Here is an 18,095-nt window from a genome sequence, read left to right as displayed (position 1 = left end):
TCAGGAGGGTTCTCGCAGGTCTCTCACACCCGCCGACGCGGCTCTCACAGGCTTCTCACATACTTACGCCTGGCATCTGCCCCCAACAGCTGAGGAAGATCACCCACGTGACCGAACTGGACACCCCCGCCCCCGCCGAGCAGTTCTTCTCCGAACAGTCCCGGGCCGCCCTCGCCGACGCGAGCCGCAAGCTCGCCGAGCGCCTCCAGGCACACACCGACGCCCTGCTCGCGATGACCGGCGACGAGGACAACGCCACCCTGTTCGACCACAACGCCGCCCTCGAAGGCGTGGTCGAGGACTGGAACGACGCCGTCTTCGAGCACACCGGTACGACGCCGTTGCTGCTGGACGACTCGATCGAGGACGAGGACGACGAGGAGGCCGAGCCGGACCAGGTGATCAGCGTGGTGTCCCGGTTCGACCTGCGCGTCGTCGACCTCGATGTGCTCCTGGAGGCCGGCCGTGCCGCGCAGGAACGGCACCCGGCCGAGCTGGACGAGACCGGCGACCACGAGCCGGTCGACACCGCGGAGCAGGCGATCTACGAGATCAGCCGCGAGGTCGGCGAAGCCTGGTTCGAGCTGCCCGGCGTCGAGATGGTCGCCGGAGCCCGCGCGTACGTCGTACCGGAACCCCCCTTCGAACCACTCGACGCCGACGCCGAAGACGTCGTCACCGAACTGATCGCCCCCAACGGCACAGCCACCCACGCCGAAACCTGGGCCTAGACGTACCGAAGGACGGGTAGTGGTCGGCCATCGCGACCGGACTCAGGCTCAGCACTGTCCGACGAGCCGCAGATACCTGCACCACTACCCGTCCTTCGGTACAGCGCTCCAACGGCAAGCGGGGACTGCTAGACGAGCAGCTTGCCGTCTAGGACTGTGGTGGCGCGGCCCTTGAGGTAGATGCGGTCGCCTGCTGTGGTGACTTCGACGTACTCCGCCCCGGGCGCGGTGACGATCACACCGCGCAGGTTGTCCCGCTCGGTGATCGCGGCGATCTCGTCGTACTGCGGGACGACCGCGTGCACCGTCGCCTCGTCAGGGACGACGACGAGCAGATCGCGGAGCGCCCCCGTGACGTAGACATCGATCGGCTCGACCTGCAGAGCGGCTCGGAGTCCTCGTGGCACCGGCGCGGGGATCGGCCGGTTGACCGGGCGCGATGCCGTCGTCGGCGATCTCCGCGACGAGTACGCCGCTCAGCGTCTCGAACGAGGCCTTGCCGGAGACCTTCCCGTCACCGGCCAGTACGTGGGAGGTGGCGAGCGTCGCGTGGCCGCAGAGCGCGACCTCCTTCGTCGGCGTGAACCAGCTCAGGTCCCACTCCGCACCCGTATCCGCATGCTCAAAGAAGCTGACGAGCACGACCGGCGCTTTCCATATCCACCTGACCTCCGAGTGGCCTTGAACCGCCCGGCGTAGCGAGCCGTATCGAGGGTGTCCTGCATTCCTACCGACAGGAAAGTGACATGTCGCTTCGCTCGAAGGGCCGTCCACTCGCGGCTGCGACCGTACTCGTCAGCGGCCTCGCGCTGGTCGCCCCGGCGACCGCCGACGCGCACGGGTCCCCGCACGCGCTCGCCGTTCAACAGGTCAACCTGGTCTCGGACCAGCCCGGCAAGGCCGTTCTCCAGGACCCTGACCTGGTGAACCCGTGGGGGCTCTCGCACGGCGCGACCACCCCGCTGTGGGTGTCGAACCAAGGCACGTCGTCCTCGACGCTGTACTCGTCCGCGCCCGGCGCCGCCACCGTGACCAAGGTGCCGACGATCCGGGTCGCAGTACCGTTGCCGACCGGGCAGGTGGCCAACGCGGGCGCCGGATTCGTGGTCAGCAACGCGACCGCCAGCGCACCGGCCCGCTTCATCTTCTCGACCCTGACCGGGCAGATCGCCGCCTGGAACCCGACCATCAACCCGCTGATGGGTCCGGCCGACATCAAGGCCACCACGCCCGGTGCCGTCTATACCGGCCTGGCGCTCTCCCCGGCCTCCGACCGGCTGTTCGCGGCCGACTTCGCGCGCGGCCGGATCGATGTGTTCGACAGCGCGTTCCAGCCAGTGAAGCTGCCGTGGTGGGCGTTCCGTGACTTCTCGCTGCCGAGGGGGTACGCGCCGTACAACGTGCAGACGCTGGACGGGCGGATCTTCGTCACCTACGCCAAGCCCGACCCGAAGACCGGTCGCGCGATCCGCGGCCACGGCCTCGGTTTCGTCGACGAGTACACCGTCGACGGGAAGCTGGTCACCAGGGTCGCGTCCCGCGGCGAGCTGGACGCGCCGTGGGCGCTGACCTTGGCGCCGGCCTCGTGGGGTGAGCCCGCCGGTACCGTACTGGTCGGCAACTTCGGCGACGGCCACGTGAACATCCTCGAGCCGAAGTCCCACCACCGCTTCCAGTCCGCCGGCCAGGTCCGCGGTACGAACGGCCGGCCGCTCGCAATCGACGGTCTGTGGGCTCTGCTGCCCGGCACCGCGACCACTGGCGGTCCCGACGCGCTCTGGTTCTCCGCAGGTCCGTCCAACGAAACCCACGGCCTCCTCGGCCAGCTCCGCAAGCCGTAAAACGGCTGAGCCTTCCACCCGCAGGCCGCTAGGGTCGGCGGGTGGAGATCGTTGAACGGCTGCTGGGCGACCTGACCGGTCGCGCGGTCCACGTCACGGGGCGGCAGGAGCTCGGCAACTCCGCGTCGTCCCCGGTCACCAGACTGACACTCGATCGTGAGTACGACGGGATCGGCCGGACCGTGATCGTGAAGAGCAAACGCCAGGTCTCCGACGAGTGGGGTTCGAGCGGGCTGCGGTACAACGAGCAGCAGGCGCTCGAACACCTGGAGGGCACCGGCCTCACGCCGCGTTTCCTCACCGGTGTACCGGGCGAACTACTCGTGATGACCGACCTAGGGCCAGGTCCCACGCTGCAGCAACTGCTGTTCGCGGACGATGCCGAGGCGGCGACTCACGGGCTCGTCGAACTGTCGCGCGTCGCCGGCACGCTGCACCGGCAGGCGAGTCCGTCGTTCTCCGCTCCCCATGAGATCCCGTTCCTCGATCATCCCCTCGATCTCTGGACGGAGCTGGCCGACGCCGTCGCCGAGCTCGGCTTCCCGGCACCGGGCCCGGTCGAGCTGGCCGACCTCGCTGACGCACTCGAGCGGGTGACGACGTTCTCCCACGGCGATCTGACCCCGAACAACGTCGTGCTGGTGAACGGACGAGCACGCCTGATCGACCTCGAAGGCGCCGGCCGGCGACACCCTGGCTTCGACTCCGCGTGTCTGCGCCTGCCGTTCCCACACTACGGCCACTGGGCGGTCCTGCCGTCGAGCGTCCTGGAGCAGATGGACGCCGCGTATCGCGAAGAGCTTGATACCGACGAGTCGACATACGAGCAGTTGATGGCTACCGGCTGCTCTGCTTGGGGAATCGTCAGGGCGTCCCGGCTCCGCCTGATCGCGTCGACCGGCCAGGATCCCGCCGAGGCGGTGCGTCGACGTACGCAGATCGTGCAGACGCTCTTCTCGGCAGCGGTGTCGATGCGCTCGACGTACCCGGTGCTCGGTTCCTGGTTCGAGGAGTTGGCCGGCGCGATGCAGCTGCGCTGGGACGAGGCGCGGCTACCACCACGACAGTTCCGGGCGTTCGAGGGCTAACGCGCGACTGCTTGGATGGCGCGGAGGCGGCCGTCCATCAGCGCCTCGGTGAGGTGGGTGGCGCGCTCGCGGAAGTCCGGGACGAAGGCCTGCAGCCCGAGCGGGCTCGGTGGGAGTTCCTGGACCGTCCGCATCACCGCCGCGGCGTTGTCGGTCAGGTCTTCCCAGTGCTCGATCGTGAACCCTGCACCTTCGATCGCGGCCCGCAGCTCGTTCGGCGTACTGAGATGGCTGTGCTCAGGCCCGTCGGCCCACGGCAGCGGGTAGTCAGGGTCGCGGCCGTCCCCTGCGGCAAGGTCCCAGAGCGCTAGGCGACCACCGGACTTCAGGACCCTGGCCGCTTCGCGGTAGAGCGCACCCTTGTCGGCCACATTCATCTGTACGTGCTGACTGAACACCACGTCGTACGTCGAGTCGTCGAGCGGCAGCGCGGTGACATCTCCTTGCCGGACAGCGATCCGGTCATCCAGGCCGACGAGTTCGTTGAGCCAGCCATCGATTTCGCAGTACTCGTCCGACAGATCGACCGCTGTCACGCTGCACCCGAACCGGTCGGCCACGTATCGCGCCGTACCGCCGATGCCGGCGCCCGCGTCCAGCACCACACTCGACTGCGTGATCCCGGCCAGCTCCACCAACTGAGCCGTCACGAGGCGGCCGCCGGTGTGGTAGTCCTCGAGCATCGCCAGCTCGGTGGGCTGCAGGTGGGCCAGATCTTTGCCCGCGGCAACCAGTGCTCGTTCGATGCCGGCCCGCGCGGTCCCGGTCAGGTAAGGAATCATGTCTCTCCTTGAAGACCACCCTCGCTTCGCTCCGGGCGAGGGATCGTCGCATTTAGTGGACACTGTCCACATTAGCTCGGGATGTGGACAGTGTCCACCTTGGTATCCTGGGCCGATGAGCGAACCGGCAGCAGCGCCGCGGGGACGGCGGCCGCGCGGCGACGTCCGCGCCGGGCTGGTCGCGGCGGGCGTCGAGCTGGCGCGCACCGGAGGCCCGGACGCCGTCGTACTGCGGGAGGCGACCCGGGTCGTCGGCGTCGTCCCGAACGCGGCGTACCGGCATTTCGCAGACCGTGACGAGCTGCTCGCGGAGGTCTGCACCGCCGCGATGAACGAGTTGGCCGAGCGGATGCTGGCCGGCATCGGGCACGTGCGCGGTAAGCGCGGGAACCCGGGTGCCGCGCAGCGTCGGCTGGCCGCGATCGGCGCGGCGTACCTCGAGTTCGCCAGGCAGGAGCCGGGGCTGTTCGCGGCCGCGTACGCGGTCCCGCAGCAGCACGCCTACGCCGGAGCGAACCGTACGCCGCTGGCGCTGCTCCAGGACGCGCTGGACGAGCTGGTGGAGGCGGGCATCCTCGATCCAGCTCGACGCGAGGGCATCGAGTACCCCGTCTGGTCGATCGTCCACGGGACCGCTGTTCTGACCGGCCAGGGCCCGTTGCGGGACACTCCGGCGGCAGAGTTGCGCAAGATCGAGGCGCTGACGATGACCTTCATCGGCAACGGGCTGAGCTGAGGGCCCGCCCACTGGACGGGCCCTCAGGAGCTGCGTCAGTCGATGGGGCGGAGTTCGTCGGCGTACGAGACGGACACGCGGCGCAGTACGCCGTCCTTCACGGAGTACTGGCCCATCCGCCACAGCGGCGGACTGTAGGCGTGCACGGTGACACTGCCCTTGTCGAGGCCGGTCAGGCGGTGGATGTGGTCGGGCCCGAAGCCGTACACATCACCGGCCTCCACCTCGGTCTCGATCGCCGCGGTGCCGATCGCCAGGTTGTGCTCGACAAGCTTGCCCCGGGCAACGGCCACCGCACCGGACGAGACGTCGTGGTCGTGCCAGCCGGTGTCGTTGACCGGCGTCCAGCAGATCAGCCAGACGTCGACGTTCGCGTCCCGGTGCAGCGAGGCGAAGACCCGCTCCTCGTCGCTGTACGCGACCTGGTCCTGCCACAGGTGCGGCTGCGCGGCGATCGAGGCGGCGAGCTCGGACAGCTCGGCCGGTGTCAGGTCACGCCCCGGAAGGTCGTCCAGCGACAGACAGTTGTTGAGCTCCACGAGCCGGTTGGCCTGGCGAGCCGGGACGTCGGGTACGTCGATGGGCTGAGCAGTCACTGCACTCCCCTCTCAGGAGTCGTCGCCCCGAACAGAAGGCGGTGTGGGTTGTCGTGGCGGATCACCGCGGTTGCGGCGTCGCCTTGGCGGAGGTCGGTGGAATCGGCGTACGGGCGGTCGGTGCCATGCACGACCTGGTCGATGCCGAGCACTCGCGCGACCGCGTCGATCCCCTGCGGGCCGTAGCTCGAGGTGTCGACGTACAGGTTGGGGTCGATGGTGCCGAGCCTGCCGCCGCGGGCGGTCAGCCGCTCGTGGTGGACCGGCGCGAGGCCGGCCGCGGCGACGAAGCACAGCCGCAGCTTCGGGTGCGTACGACGTCCGCCGTACGCGTGCCAGGCCCACCACGCGGCCTGGAGCTGGGTCGTGTAGTCGACGACCGGTGCCCACCAGCAGGCGCTCTCGGCCGTGGCGGCGGTGCCGGGGTGGACGAGGATCGGCTTGTTCAGCTGCTCGAGTGTTTGCAGTACAGCTGCCTGCGCCTCCCACCCGGACGGTGTCATCAGCACGTGGGCCGGGAGCTGTAATCCCAGAAAGCCCTTGTCCAGAAGGTCTTTCAGCCCGGCGGGTTCGCGCAGATCCACAGAGGCCCAGGCGCGGAACGGCTCGGGGAACTCGGCGGCCCCGTCATGCCAGGCAGCGAGCAGTTCGGCGTCGCCGATCTCTTCAATGCCGAGCGGGCTGGACAGCGAGATCGCGGCGATCGTCGTGCCGGCGTCCTGCTCGAGCGCGACCCGCTTGCCGATCTCATGGGCCGCCGGATCCACGTCGTACGGCGCCTCGGTGGCGGTGTGCAGCGTCCAGCCGTCCAGGTACGGCGGCTCGCGGCGAGCCCGCAGCCGCTGCACGAAGGCCTCCGGCCAGAGGTGCTGGTGGACGTCGATCATCGACCGCCTCTCTCGCCGGTTTGATCAGATTGAAGCGCTTCAGGATGAATAGAGTGAAGCGCTTCAAAGCATGGTCTGTCAAGTTTCTGTCCGCGTTGCCCGTTAGGGTCGTGGGCATGTCCGGAACGAGCCGGAGGCCAACCCTCAAGGACATCGCCGCCGAGACCGGGCTCTCGATGGCCGCTGTGTCGTACGCTCTGCGTGGTCTGCACGGCACGCCCGAGACCCGGCAGCGGGTCCAGGAGGCCGCCGAGCGGCTGGGTTACCAGGCCGATCCGGTCGCCCGCGCGCTCGCGTCCGGGCGCAGCGGCTCGGTCGGCGTGCTGTGCGCCTCGCTCGAGGATCTCTGGCAGCAACGGGTCGCGGCCGCGCTCGGCCGCGAGCTGCTCGCCCCGGATCGGAACGCCTGGATCATCGACTCGGCCGGCGACGCCGACCGGCAGCTCGAGCTCGCCCAGCACCTGGTCGACCACCGCGCCGACGCGATCGTCGTGGTGCCGATCGACCCGGCCGCGAAGGCCTGGGCGGAGATCGCCCGCCAGGTCCCGGTGATCGCGATCGGCGACGCCCTCCCGGGCGCGAAGGCGAAGTCCGAGGTGATCCTCGACAACGAGACCGGCGTGAGTACGGCCCTGCACCGCCTCGCCGACGCCGGCCACCGTGATCTCGCCGTCCTCAGCCCGACCCGTCGCTTCAAGGTGGAGCGGCCCGCCGAGCAGATCGCGCAGCGCGTCGCGCACGACCTCGGGCTGACGATCCGGCTGCTGCAGTGCCCGCACGATCTGGCCGGCGCGACCGACGTCGCCCGGACGCTGCTCACCGGCCCCGACCGGCCGACCGGCATCCTCGCGCTCGCCGACTCGATGGCCTTCGGGGTGTACGCCGCGGGCCGCGAGCTCGGGCTGCGGATCCCCGACGACCTGTCGCTGCTCGGCTACGACGACCAGCCGATGTCCCAGCTGCTCACCCCGCCACTGTCGACGTTCCACTGGCCGCTCGACGAGCTGGTCGCGCACGTCGTGTCTCGCGTGACATCCGCCGTCGACACCAACCGCCGCGTCCGCCGCACCACCCTCACTCCGACCCTGATCGAGCGCGGCTCGGTCGCCGCCCCGCCCAAGTAGGCGGGACGACAGCCGTCCAGCGACACGTTCCACTCCTCGAAACTAGATCAACTCACTAGACTTACTCGCCGTTGTCCGTCATGCGGACGACGGGTTCTGTGACCGCCGCCGGGTTGCAGCAGGCCAGCGGGCACACAAGCCGTCAGCGGTGCGCGCCGGCGAGCTGTTCGGTGGCGGTCCAGACCTGGGCGGCGAGGGTTTCGTCGTAGGAGATCGGGGACGAGCGGACTTTCGTGAAGCGGTCGTAGTAGCCGGTCGGCGGCTCGGCGGTGGTTGCGAGGTGGACAATCGGCTCGGCGCCCTTGCGGGCCGGGAGGGCGAAGGCGGTGACGGCCGCGACCTGCAGGCGGGGGAACTGGCGACCGAGGTCCGTTCGCACCACACCTGGGTGGAGCGCAACCACATGCCAGTCGGGGTGGCGGCTGCAGTTCGTACGTGAACAGCAGGTTGGCGAGCTTGCTCCGGCTGTACGTGAGGAACGGGTCGAACTCCACCGCCCCGTCCACCAGCCGCTCCGGATCGACCCGTACGGTCCCGCCGCGCATCGGCGACCGATGCCCCTCGGAGTTCACGTTCACGATCCGCCCGCCGGCCGGGATCAGCTCGCCGAGCAGCGCGACCGTCGACCACACGTCCGCCGTCAGCACCGTTGCCCCTGGCAACCGCTCCGCGAGCGCGGCGGCTCGCGCCGGATCGCGCCCGACCAGCACCAGCTGGTGATCCGCGGCCGACAACTGCTCGGCCACCCGCCGCCCGATCCCCGAGGTCGCGCCGACGAGCACGACCGTACTCACGGCTTGATGCCGTTCAGGCCCACCGCAGTCGAGAGCACGCGATCCCGCAGCCCCGCCGGGAGCTTCGGAAGCACACCGCCGAGCGTGCGCGCCTCCGCGACGGCGTACCGGCGCTTGGGGCGACGGGCCTCGACCGCACGGACGATAACCTCGGCGACCTTGTCCACTGGACCGGGCTTGAAGCGACCCATTGCCTTCGCGTACGCCGCCAGATGCGCCTCGTACAACGCCACCTGAGCACGGCCCGCCTGCCGTAGTACGGCGTCCGCGGCCGCACCGGCGCGCGCGAAGATCTCGGTCTCCGTCGTCCCGGGCTCGATCACCACGACCGGGATCTTCCACGGCGCCAGCTCCAGCCGGAGCGCGTTCGAGAGCGCCTCCAGCCCGGCCTTGCTCGCGGACAGCGCGCCCATCAGCGGCATCGCGACCCGCCCGGTTGCGGCACTCACGTTCACGATCCGCCCGCGCCCGCTCCGGACCAGCGGCAGGAACTCGCGGATCACCGACGCCGGGCCGAGGGTGTTCACCTCCAACTGCCGGCGCCACTCGTCCGCGGGCATCAGCTCCAGCGGGCCCTGGACGATCACGCCCGCGTTGTTGATCACCGCCGCCAGGCCGTCGACCTCACCCCCGATCTGCTTCGCCGCGGCAGCGACGCTCTCCGGGTCCGCGACATCCAGCGATACCACGTGAACCTCCGGCCCGAAGTCGGCCCGGCTGCGCGCCCCGGCGTACACCGTGAACCCCTTGCGCCGGAGCAGCGCCACTGTCGCCGTCCCGATACCTCCAGTGGACCCCGTGACGAGGACCGCCCGTTTCAAGCCCATATCGGCTCCCCTTGAGATGTTCTATAGGACATGTCCCTAGGGACATATCTGAGCATGCACATGTCCGTAGGGACATGTCAAGATGGAAGACCGACAAGGAGGTACACATGTCACTGCGGCACGGGCTGCTCGGGCTGCTCGCCGAAGGGCCGGCCAGCGGGTACGACCTGGCCGGGCGGTTCACCGAGGTGCTCGGCTCGATCTGGCCGGCACAGCACCCGAAGATCTACGCCGAGCTGAACAAGCTGGCCGGCGAGGGCCTGGTCGAGGTCGAGAGCGAGGGGCCGCGGCGCCGGAAGGCGTACCGGATCACCGACGCCGGGGTCGCGGAGGTGAAGCGCTGGCTGACCGACGTCGACGTCGACCACACGATGCGCCTGCAGCCGCTGCTGCGCTCACTGTTCTTCTGGATGATGGACCGCGACGAGCTGCAGCGGCACCTCGAGGCCGAGGCGCGCTACTACCGGGACCTCGCCGAGCAGTACCGCGACTACGCCGGGCGCAAGGACCGCGGCGAGTTCGGCTACAGCGAGCAGACCCAGTCGATGCGGGTCACGATCGAGGCCGGCGTCCGCCTGTACACCGCCCTCGCCGACTGGGCCGACTGGGCCCAAACCGTCCCCCCTGCCAAGCCGTCCAAGCCCGGCAAGACCTCCTGAATGCCGGAAGGCCGGCCGAGCGGGTGCTCGGCCGGCCTTCGCGGGTGGTGCTGGGGTTACTTCGTGCCGAAGACCTGGAGTTCGGTCATGTCGGTGAACTGGCAGCCACCGAACGCTCCGTCCGGGCAGTTCGTCGCGAAGTCCGGAACCTGCGGGCTCGTCATCACGAACCGCACGTACTGGACGCCGGCCGCGTTGCCGGTCGGGGCGACCAGGTTGTACTTGCCCCGGTTCGTGGCGTCGAAGGTGCCCGACGCCGCGACCGCCCAGGTGGTGCCGTCGGCCGAGGTCTCCACCCGGTAGCCACCGGTCGAAGAGCTGCCCGGGTCACCACAGGTGTTGGACGGGTCGATGTTGAACCCGCTGACGTCGACCTTGGCCGGCAGCTTGATGTCGATGTGCTTCTCGATCATCTTGTTGGTCGGGGTGCCGTTGTCGTCACCGGTCGTGCTGCCCCAGCCGGTGCCCTGGGCGTTGTCGATCGCGAAGGCCGGGCCACACTGCGGCGTGAAGTCCGGACCGTTGAAGCCGGTCACCGTGCCACCGCCGGAGGAGGCGGCCCAGTTACGACGGGGCGCGAAGTTCGCCTTGGCGCCGGGCTTGACCGTGGCCGGCTGCACCAGCAGCTCGTACCCCGGAGCCGACATCACGAGCTTCGAGTACTTGCCCGGTGCGACACCGGTGATGGCGTAGTTGCCGTTCGCGTCGGTCGTACCGGCGTAGTCCCCGGCGTACCCGGAGGAGTGGCCACCGACGTAGACCAGCGCGCCGGCCACCGGAGCACCGGTGTCCTTGTCGGTCACCGTGCCGGTCAGGGTCGTGGTCGCACCCGTCGGCGGCTTGTGGAAGTCCTCCGCCGGGAACGAGTCACCGCCGTCGACGACACCGGCGTACCAGCCCATGCCGCGGTTGGCGAACACGGTCCAGATGGTGTCGGCGTTCTTGCCGCCGCTGGCGACCAGGTCGGCCTGGACGATCGCGTTCCGCATGTCGAGCATCGTCGGGTCGGCCGGCGACAGCTCCATCGCGCGGGTGATGATGCTCATCGCGTACGGACGGCCGAAGCGCTCACGCAGGTCCCACAGCGTCTGCGCCCAGACCTCACCGGACGCGTGCACCTCGGGCGCACCGCCGATGGTCGGGAAGTCGCCGTAGGTGTAGCCGCCCTTCGAGCCGTCGGGCTGGATGCAGTTCGGGCTGACCGCGTGCACCCGGCAGTCGATCGCCTGGGTACGGAACAGCGCGCCGGCCGCGACGTACTTGCCCTCGAGGACCTCACCCGGAGCGGTGGTGTCCTTCTCCAGGCCGTGCGAGACCAGGTAGTCCATCGCGTAGAAGTCGCTCCAGGCCTCGCCCATCGAGCCCGCCTGGATGCTGTTCAGCGTGGAGTTCCCGGTCGCGTCGACGACCAGGCGGTTCGACAGACCGTGGGTGTACTCGTGGTACAGGATGCTGGCGTCGTTCGCACCGCTCGCCGGGACGTAGGCGTCCTGCGCGTCGGTGGCGCCCGGTGCGTGCCACAGGTACATCTGCATGGTCGGCGGGGTGCCGTCCGGCGGGGTCGACATGTTCGCGTTGTCGATGTGGTTCGCGTCCGGGCCGCCGTTCGCGCCGGTGGCCGCGCCGTCCAGCGCGTTCAGGTGCACCGGGTCGCCGCCGGCGGTGTCGAACGAGCCCGCCGCCGGGGTGAAGGCGATCGGCGGCTTCGCCAGCCAGTCGTGGTAGTTGCTGGCCAGGTAGAACGCGTTGGTGACGTCCTGGTTCATGTTCGTCTTCCAGGAGTCCGGCTTCGCCGGGTCCCAGGTGCAGATGAACGCGGCCGAGCAGAACGACGACGAGTTCGGGAAGCTGGTCAGCTTGTACTCGGCGCCGGTCTTGGTGCCGGGCACCTTGACCGTCTCACCGGTGTTCGGCTGGTTGTCGTCGTTGACGTCCGCCCAGGCCGCGACCGACGTACCGTCGAGGAGGGTCTTCGCGTTCTTCGGCAGCCACTTGTTGTAGATCAGGTTCTCGACCCGCTGGGTGCCGCCCTTCGGCGCGCCCGGGTAGTTGTCCTGGACCAGCGCGTCGCCGTTGCCCTCGCTGACCAGGTCCTTGCGGTACAGCGTGGCGCCGGTCTGGGCGTCGACGACGTGGCTGTAGATGTTCATGCCGCCGGAGTTGGTGTACGTCAGCCAGCCCTTGCGGAGCCCGTCGGCGGTGTGGAACCAGACCTGCTTGGCGGTGTCGCCGTTGCTCCACTTGGTGTTCACACCGCTGGTGCTGGCCTTCGCGGACTTCTTCGTACCGCCCACGTCGCTGATCGCGGCGCTGCGGGCGGCGTCGGCGGTCACCTTCGGCGCGGCGGCCGCGGAGCGGTTCTGCGCGGCGGCGGTGAGGCCGGAGACCGGCGAACCCATCAGCGAAATCAGTTGGCCGTTCTTGGTGACGTTGGCCTTCAGGCCGTTGCCGAACACCTCGACGCCGTCCACCACCTGGGTCCAGAAGATGTGGTGGGTGCCGAGGTCGTCGACGTAGTCCTTGCGCAGCTTGAGCGTGCCGAGGTCGGCGGCGGAGAGCTTGAAGACCTCCGGGTGCGCCTTGACGTAGCCGAGCGCGACGTCGGTGGCCTTCTTGCCGCTCTTGCCGGTCAGGAAGCCGTTCAGCTTGGTGACCTGGGCCGGGGTCCCGGTGTTCGGGTCGACCTCGACGACACCCTGCGAGCCGAGCGACTGCCGGAACTTCTTCGAGGCCGCGGTTTCCTTGCCGCTGACCTTCGCGGACCGGGCGTAGGTGGTCTTGGCGTTCGGCGTCCGGGCGTCGAAGTTGCCCTTCCGCTCCTTGCCGCTGGTCTGCTTCTCGGCCTGCGCCGGCTTCTTGCCTTCGGCACCGGTGTTCTGCGCGGCGTCAGCGCCGGCGGCCGTCATGGCCAGCACGGTGGCGGCCGCGGAGACGGCTGAGACTGCCAGGAGCCCCCGCCCTCTGCGTGATGATGTCACAGCAAATCTCCATGGAGTTCGAGTTTGCGGATCGCCCTCCACGACCCGTCCCGGGGGCTGACCTTAAGCCTGCGGGACCGTCCGGGGAAGAGAAATCACCGGATTGCCGTGGAGTTGAGGGTTGTCCTTCGTATTCGGAACAGTACTAGGAGCGACCGGGCGGTTGCACGTAGCAATCGCCCGATCGCTCCCAGTGTCAAATCAGCAATGTATGCCTGAATCAGAAGGCGCCGGCGCCGTTCGGCGTACCGAGGCCGGTCGGGCCGTCCCAGCCGGCGCGGGCGTTGCACCACTGGGTTGTCGGGCAGCTGCCGTTGCTGCCGCTGGTCACGTCGAACAGCGAGCTCGCGTGGCCGTACGGCAACGCGTTCGGGTAGCCGGCCGTGTTGCCGGACAGCGCGTAGACCGCCGCGATGATCGGCGCGGCCTCACTGGTCCCGCCGAACTGCGCCCAGGTGGACGCGGTCTTGCTCGTCGGGTAGTAGATGGCCATGCCGCCCTTCCCCGGGTCGGCAGCGGCGGACACGTCCGCCATCGCACGCTTCGCGCAGCCGGTGTCGAACGACGACGCGGCACTCAGAGCCGTGTTGTACGTCGAGCAGCCCGAGCCCGCACCGCTCCACACACTCTCGCTCCAGCCCCGAGTGTTGCTCGCGGCAACCAACGACGTACCGCCGACGGCCGTGGTGTACGACGAGGAGGCCGGGTAGCTGCCGCCCTGGTAGCCATTGTCGCCGGTGGACGCGGTGACCGCGATCCCCGAGTGGTTGTAGTACTTGCCGTACGTCGCGTCGTCGGCGTCGCCACCGCCGTAGCTGTTGGAGATGGCAACAACCCCGGCCTGCTTGGCCGCGGTCTGCACCGCCGTACCCAGGTCCGCGAAGCTCGCGGACTTGGCCTGGACGACGATGATCCTGGCGTCCGGCGCCGCGGCCGAGACCGCGTCGACGTCGAGCGCCTGCTCACCGGCCCAGCCGGCGTTGAACCGCGGCAGGGACGTACCGCCGTTCTGGTCGATGACCTTCAGGCAGCCACTGGCGGTCGTACAGGCCGACAGCCCGAACTGTGAGCGGTAGACGCCGAGGTCACGCTCCAGGTTCGGGTACCCGTAGGCGTCGACGATCGCGACGGTCCGGCCGTTCGCCTTCAGACCTTTCAGCTTGTACGCGTCCTGCAGGCCGGTCGGTGTCAGCCCGGTGGCCGGCGGGGCGGACGACTTCGGAGCGGCGCCCTTGGCGTCGACGAGTTTGACCGCGTCACAGACCGCGGTGTGGGCGGCTCTGGTCGCCGAACAGACCTTGGCGGCATGCTTTCCGGCGGTGTAGGGGGTGGGTGCCGCGACGGCACCGGCTGCGCTCGACATCGCTGCGGTCACGCCGACCACAGCCAGCGCACCGGCGCTCAGGGCGGAGACGAGAATCCGTTGCCTCAACTGGACTCCTCGAGGTTGGGCAGGCCTCCGCACACCACCCCGATCGGCCAGTGGGCGGAGGCCGGCTTGATTTGGGGGTGTTCGCATCGTGCGTCCGCTGCTGTCTTCGAGGCCAGCAGTTGGACCACTGACAAATGTCATGGGTCGAGCCATGACGCCTGACCCGGCCGGACCGGATTTCCCGCGTGATCACGCGGACACGGTCAGCTCCGGAGGCGGTGAAGGTTTCCCCGTGAGTTTCCTGGTGCCCGACCCTTGACACCGTTTCCCCCTCCGGGACTATGCTCGCGAGAAATCGATTTCCCGCCCAGAAAGGTCCACTTCCATGGATCAGTCCCTGCTCAGCCGGAGACGTTTCCTGCAGACCACAGGCGGTACGGCGCTCGCGATGTCGCTGGCCGGCACGCTGGCCGGCTGTGGCGGCGGGAGCGGCGGCGGTGCGGCGTCGTCGAAGGAGCTGTCGTTCGTCTACATGGGGACGGCCGAGCAGCAGGCGACCTGGAACAAGCTGTTCGCGAAGTTCACCGAGCAGCACCCGGAGATCAAGCTCAAGGCCGAGGGCATCCCGCTGTCGAACTGGGGCGACTTCTTCAACAAGCTCTCCACCCGGATCGCCGGCGGCCAGGTCCCGGACGTCATCCAGATCGCCACCGAGGGCCAGCGGCTGTTCGCGTCCAAGGGTCTGCTCGCACCGCTCGACGACTACATCAAGAAGGACCAGTCGACGATCGACGAGTACTACGCCGACATGGACCCGAACCTGATCGAGTGGGACAAGAAGTACGCCTCCACCGACGGTAAGACGTACTACCTGCCGGGCGAGTTCAACACGATGTGTATGTGGTACTCGAAGGACCTGTTCGCGAAGGCCGGCGTACCGGAGCCGACCGCGAAGTGGACGTGGGACGACTTCCGGCACGCGTGCGAGCAGATCAAGGCCAAGACCGGGGCGTTCGGCTATGCGGCGGACTCGGCGTACTTCGCGGCGATCATGCCGTGGCTGCTCACCAACGGCACCAGCAGCTTCAGCGACGACTGGTCGAAGCCGACGTACAACGACGCCGCGGCGATCGAGGCGGCCGAGTTCAACCGCAAGCTGGTCGCGGACAAGCTGTCGCCACCGCCCGGCGGTACGTTCGACGCGGCGACCGCGGCCGCGCAGGGCAAGCTGGCGATGTTCGGCGGCGGGCGCTGGCCGATCATCAGCATCCGGAACCTGAAGGCGACCCAGAAGATGGGCATCGCGCCGTGGCCGACCAAGGTCGAGCAGGGCTCGCCGGTCGGCTGGAACGGGTACCCGATCCTGAAGGCGTCGAAGAAGAAGGACGACGCCTGGACGTTCATCAAGTTCCTGATCTCGAAGGAAGGCTCGTCGACGTTCGCGCAGCTCGGCGGCACCATCGTCCCGGCCCGGAAGTCGATCGCGAGCAGTCAGTCGTTCCTCACCGACGCACCCAAGGGCACCGAGTACCTGTACCAGGCGCTCAGCTACGCGACCCCGATCCCGTCGCCGGACAAGGGCGCCGCGATCCAGAAGGCGATCGAGGACGGCTGGAAGCAGGTGCTGACCGGTAACGCCGCGCCGGCCGACGCGCTCGGCAAGGCACAGACCGCGTTGGAGGGGTTGGTCTGAAGCCCCCGTTGAAACCACAGCGGCGGGACTGGTTGCCGGGCTACCTGTTCATCAGCCCGGCCGTCCTGCTCTTCGTCCTCTTCGTCGCCCTCCCCCTGGTCGCCGCCTTCGGCCTCAGCCTCTACCACTGGGATCTCCTGAGCACGCCGGAGTTCGCCGGCCTGGACAACTTCAAGCAGCTGGTCAGTGACGGCGCGACGATCCGCGCGATCGTCAACACGTTCGTGTTCGCGCTGTCGTCGGTCGTCACTCACATCGGGATCGGCATCCTGCTCGCACTCGGCGTGCACCGGACGATGACGCGCGGCACCAAGTACTTCGTCCGGACGGCGTACTTCTTCCCGTTCCTGGTCTCGTGGGCCGCGGTCGCGCTGATCTGGAAGTACGTGCTCGACCCGACGTTCGGGATCGCGGCGTACTACCTGTCGACGACGACCAACTGGCTGGCGTCACCGACCTGGGCGATGCCGACGCTGATCGTCGTCGACTGGTGGCACACGATCGGGTACACGTTCATCATCCTGCTCGCCGGGCTGCAGACGGTGCCGGCGCAACTGCACGAGGCGGCCCGGGTGGACGGCGCGAACGCGTGGTGGCGGTTCTGGAGCGTGACGCTGCCGGTGATGTCGCCGACGATCTTCTTCGCCACGGTGATCACGTTCATCGGCGCGTTCCAGATCTTCGACCCGATGGTGATCATGACCCAGGGCGGTCCGGACGGCGCGACCCGGAGCATCGTGCAGTACACGTACGAGAAGGGCTTCCAGTCCTTCGAGGTCGGGTACGCCGCCGCGCTGTCGCTCGTACTGTTCGTGGTGATCATGGTCGTCACCGGCCTGCAGTTCCGCCTCTCCCGCCGGTGGGTTCACCAGTGAGGGGCAAGGTGCTCGACCTGGTGCTGGTGCTCGGCGGGCTGTTGATGATCGCGCCGCTGGTGTGGTTGATCGTGACCGCGTTGTCGGAGCCGATCGACGCGTTCCAGCTGCCACCGAACTGGATCCCGCGGCCGCCGACCCTGCAGAACTTCCAGCAGGTGCCGGACCTGATTCCGTTCGCGCAGATGGCCTGGAACAGTCTGCAGATCGCGGTGATCACGACCGCGGGCGCACTGCTGACGAGCGCGCTGGCGGCGTACGCGTTCAACCGGCTGCGGTTCCCTGGCCGGGATCAGATCTTCTTGGTACTGCTCGCGGCGCTGGTCGTCCCGGTGCAGCTGACCGTCGTACCGATCTTCATCATGATGCGCTGGCTGCATCTCGTGGACACCACGGTGGCGATCTGGTTGCCGGCGCTGGTGAACGTGTTCGGGATCTTCTTCCTGCGGCAGTACATCTCGTCGATCCCGCGGGAGCTCGACGAGGCGGCGATCATGGACGGCGCCGGGCACTTCTGGATCCTGTTCCGGGTGATCCTGCCGCTGGCGCGCCCCGGGCTGACCGCGCTCGGGATCTTCGTGTTCGAGGCGTCGTGGAACAACTTCTTCTGGCCGTACATCTTCCTGTCGTCCCCGGAGAAGATGACGCTGCCGGTAGGGCTGGTGTCGTTGCAGGGTGCGATGGGCGGCGGGCCGGCCGTCGTCCTGTTCGCCGCGATCACGCTGGTCGTACTGCCGATCCTGGTCCTGTTCCTGATCTTCCAGCGGTCCTTCATCGCCTCGATCGCGTCGACCGGACTCCGCGCATGACCGACCGCCTACCCATCGCCTTGAAAGCGCTCTGGCACGAGCTCCCCCTCCTGGCCACCGCCGGAGCCCTCACCTGCGCGGCAGCTGCCGTCGTCCTTCTCCTCAGTCCAGGGCTGTCACCGCTCAGCGTTCTACTGAGTGCATTCGTCGTCTCACCCATCTGGGCTGCTGTTGTCGCGACCACGGACGCGGTAGTACTAGAAGACCACGGTGGTGTCGCACTACTGCTCAGGAACCTGCGGAGGCACGCTCTGGCTGGAGTCGGGGTTGGTCTGGTGCCGGGTGTGGTGCTGGCGCTCGCAC

General features: G+C 68.7%; 18 protein-coding genes and 1 pseudogene. 9 read left to right on the top strand and 10 right to left on the bottom strand.

All coding sequences use genetic code 11. The annotated features are described in order from the left end of the window. Positions 1–107: 107 nt before the first annotated feature. The gene (locus ACGFI6_RS12100) at positions 108–731 is read left to right on the top strand and encodes a hypothetical protein (protein WP_393117615.1); all 624 of its coding nucleotides are present in this window, start codon (positions 108–110) and stop codon (positions 729–731) included. A gap of 128 nt (positions 732–859) precedes the next feature. Here ACGFI6_RS12100 and ACGFI6_RS12095 read toward each other — a convergent pair whose 3' ends face one another. Together ACGFI6_RS12095 and ACGFI6_RS12090 are read right to left on the bottom strand one after the other, a co-directional pair. Then, positions 860–1,138, bottom strand: coding sequence for a hypothetical protein (locus ACGFI6_RS12095; protein WP_393118130.1), 279 nt, complete (start codon positions 1,136–1,138; stop codon positions 860–862). Beyond that, positions 1,047–1,373, bottom strand: coding sequence for a PhzF family phenazine biosynthesis protein (locus ACGFI6_RS12090; protein ID WP_393117613.1), 327 nt, complete (start codon positions 1,371–1,373; stop codon positions 1,047–1,049). The genes ACGFI6_RS12095 and ACGFI6_RS12090 overlap by 92 nt, the downstream gene beginning before the upstream one ends. A 104-nt stretch (positions 1,374–1,477) precedes the next feature. Here ACGFI6_RS12090 and ACGFI6_RS12085 point away from each other — a divergent pair, with 104 nt between their 5' ends. Next, on the top strand, positions 1,478–2,572 hold the full coding sequence (locus ACGFI6_RS12085; RefSeq protein WP_393117611.1) for a TIGR03118 family protein: 1,095 nt from the start codon (positions 1,478–1,480) through the stop codon (positions 2,570–2,572). A gap of 41 nt (positions 2,573–2,613) precedes the next feature. Next, entirely contained in the window at positions 2,614–3,660 is a 1,047-nt protein-coding gene (locus ACGFI6_RS12080) for a phosphotransferase family protein (protein WP_393117609.1), read from the top strand. Here the strand turns inward: ACGFI6_RS12080 and ACGFI6_RS12075 are convergent. Further along, complete coding sequence (locus tag ACGFI6_RS12075; RefSeq protein WP_393117607.1) at positions 3,657–4,442, bottom strand: class I SAM-dependent methyltransferase; 786 nt, start codon at positions 4,440–4,442, stop codon at positions 3,657–3,659. The genes ACGFI6_RS12080 and ACGFI6_RS12075 overlap by 4 nt on opposite strands. Positions 4,443–4,557: 115 nt before the next feature. Between ACGFI6_RS12075 and ACGFI6_RS12070 the strand changes: the two genes are divergently transcribed. Next, positions 4,558–5,178, top strand: coding sequence for a TetR/AcrR family transcriptional regulator (locus ACGFI6_RS12070; protein WP_393117605.1), 621 nt, complete (start codon positions 4,558–4,560; stop codon positions 5,176–5,178). A gap of 35 nt (positions 5,179–5,213) precedes the next feature. Here the strand turns inward: ACGFI6_RS12070 and ACGFI6_RS12065 are convergent, their stop codons facing one another. Both ACGFI6_RS12065 and ACGFI6_RS12060 read right to left on the bottom strand, forming a co-directional pair. Next, positions 5,214–5,774 carry a cysteine dioxygenase gene (locus ACGFI6_RS12065; RefSeq protein ID WP_393117603.1) on the bottom strand — a complete coding sequence of 187 codons (561 nt, stop codon included), beginning with the start codon at positions 5,772–5,774 and terminating at the stop codon, positions 5,214–5,216. Then, positions 5,771–6,661 carry an amidohydrolase family protein gene (locus ACGFI6_RS12060; protein ID WP_393117601.1) on the bottom strand — a complete coding sequence of 297 codons (891 nt, stop codon included), beginning with the start codon at positions 6,659–6,661 and terminating at the stop codon, positions 5,771–5,773. Before ACGFI6_RS12060 ends, ACGFI6_RS12065 begins: the two co-directional genes overlap by 4 nt. A gap of 116 nt (positions 6,662–6,777) precedes the next feature. On the opposite strand from ACGFI6_RS12060, the gene ACGFI6_RS12055 reads away from it, so the two are divergent. Then, positions 6,778–7,785 (top strand): LacI family DNA-binding transcriptional regulator, encoded by a 1,008-nt coding sequence (locus ACGFI6_RS12055; RefSeq protein WP_393117599.1) that lies wholly within the window; start codon positions 6,778–6,780, stop codon positions 7,783–7,785. 142 nt (positions 7,786–7,927) lie between these two features. On the opposite strand, the gene ACGFI6_RS12050 is transcribed toward ACGFI6_RS12055, so the two are convergent. From ACGFI6_RS12050 to ACGFI6_RS12040, 3 genes and pseudogenes are all read right to left on the bottom strand, one after another. After that, on the bottom strand, positions 7,928–8,164 hold the full coding sequence (locus ACGFI6_RS12050) for a hypothetical protein (protein WP_393118128.1): 237 nt from the start codon (positions 8,162–8,164) through the stop codon (positions 7,928–7,930). A gap of 301 nt (positions 8,165–8,465) precedes the next feature. Then, positions 8,466–8,531, bottom strand: a pseudogene (locus tag ACGFI6_RS12045) (hypothetical protein); the annotation flags it as partial. Between the two features lie 44 nt (positions 8,532–8,575). Then, the gene (locus ACGFI6_RS12040) at positions 8,576–9,406 is read right to left on the bottom strand and encodes an SDR family NAD(P)-dependent oxidoreductase (RefSeq protein WP_393117598.1); all 831 of its coding nucleotides are present in this window, start codon (positions 9,404–9,406) and stop codon (positions 8,576–8,578) included. A 107-nt stretch (positions 9,407–9,513) separates the two neighbouring features. On the opposite strand from ACGFI6_RS12040, the gene ACGFI6_RS12035 reads away from it, so the two are divergent. Continuing rightward, positions 9,514–10,065: a PadR family transcriptional regulator gene (locus tag ACGFI6_RS12035; protein WP_393117596.1), complete on the top strand. Its 552-nt coding sequence runs from the start codon at positions 9,514–9,516 to the stop codon at positions 10,063–10,065. A 56-nt stretch (positions 10,066–10,121) separates the two neighbouring features. Here the strand turns inward: ACGFI6_RS12035 and ACGFI6_RS12030 are convergent, their stop codons facing one another. Beyond that, a complete protein-coding gene (locus tag ACGFI6_RS12030; protein WP_393117594.1) occupies positions 10,122–12,971 on the bottom strand; it encodes a M36 family metallopeptidase in 2,850 nt (949 codons plus the stop codon). A 292-nt stretch (positions 12,972–13,263) separates the two neighbouring features. Beyond that, positions 13,264–14,475 (bottom strand): hypothetical protein, encoded by a 1,212-nt coding sequence (locus ACGFI6_RS12025; protein ID WP_393117592.1) that lies wholly within the window; start codon positions 14,473–14,475, stop codon positions 13,264–13,266. A 325-nt stretch (positions 14,476–14,800) separates the two neighbouring features. Between ACGFI6_RS12025 and ACGFI6_RS12020 the strand changes: the two genes are divergently transcribed. Genes ACGFI6_RS12020 through ACGFI6_RS12010 form a run of 3 tightly spaced genes read left to right on the top strand, consistent with a single transcriptional unit; the run spans position 14,801 to position 17,792 of the window. Continuing rightward, positions 14,801–16,108, top strand: a complete 1,308-nt coding sequence (locus ACGFI6_RS12020) for an ABC transporter substrate-binding protein (protein ID WP_393117590.1) — start codon at positions 14,801–14,803, stop codon at positions 16,106–16,108. An 8-nt stretch (positions 16,109–16,116) separates the two neighbouring features. Beyond that, positions 16,117–16,983: a carbohydrate ABC transporter permease gene (locus ACGFI6_RS12015; protein ID WP_393117588.1), complete on the top strand. Its 867-nt coding sequence runs from the start codon at positions 16,117–16,119 to the stop codon at positions 16,981–16,983. Continuing rightward, the gene (locus tag ACGFI6_RS12010) at positions 16,980–17,792 is read left to right on the top strand and encodes a carbohydrate ABC transporter permease (RefSeq protein WP_393117586.1); all 813 of its coding nucleotides are present in this window, start codon (positions 16,980–16,982) and stop codon (positions 17,790–17,792) included. Before ACGFI6_RS12015 ends, ACGFI6_RS12010 begins: the two co-directional genes overlap by 4 nt. Positions 17,793–18,095 lie beyond the last annotated feature (303 nt).

Origin of the sequence: Kribbella sp. NPDC048928 (assembly GCF_043197975.1) — a bacterium.
Taxonomy (GTDB): Bacteria; Actinomycetota; Actinomycetes; order Propionibacteriales; family Kribbellaceae; genus Kribbella.
This window is presented reverse-complemented; position numbering and strand designations above follow the sequence as displayed.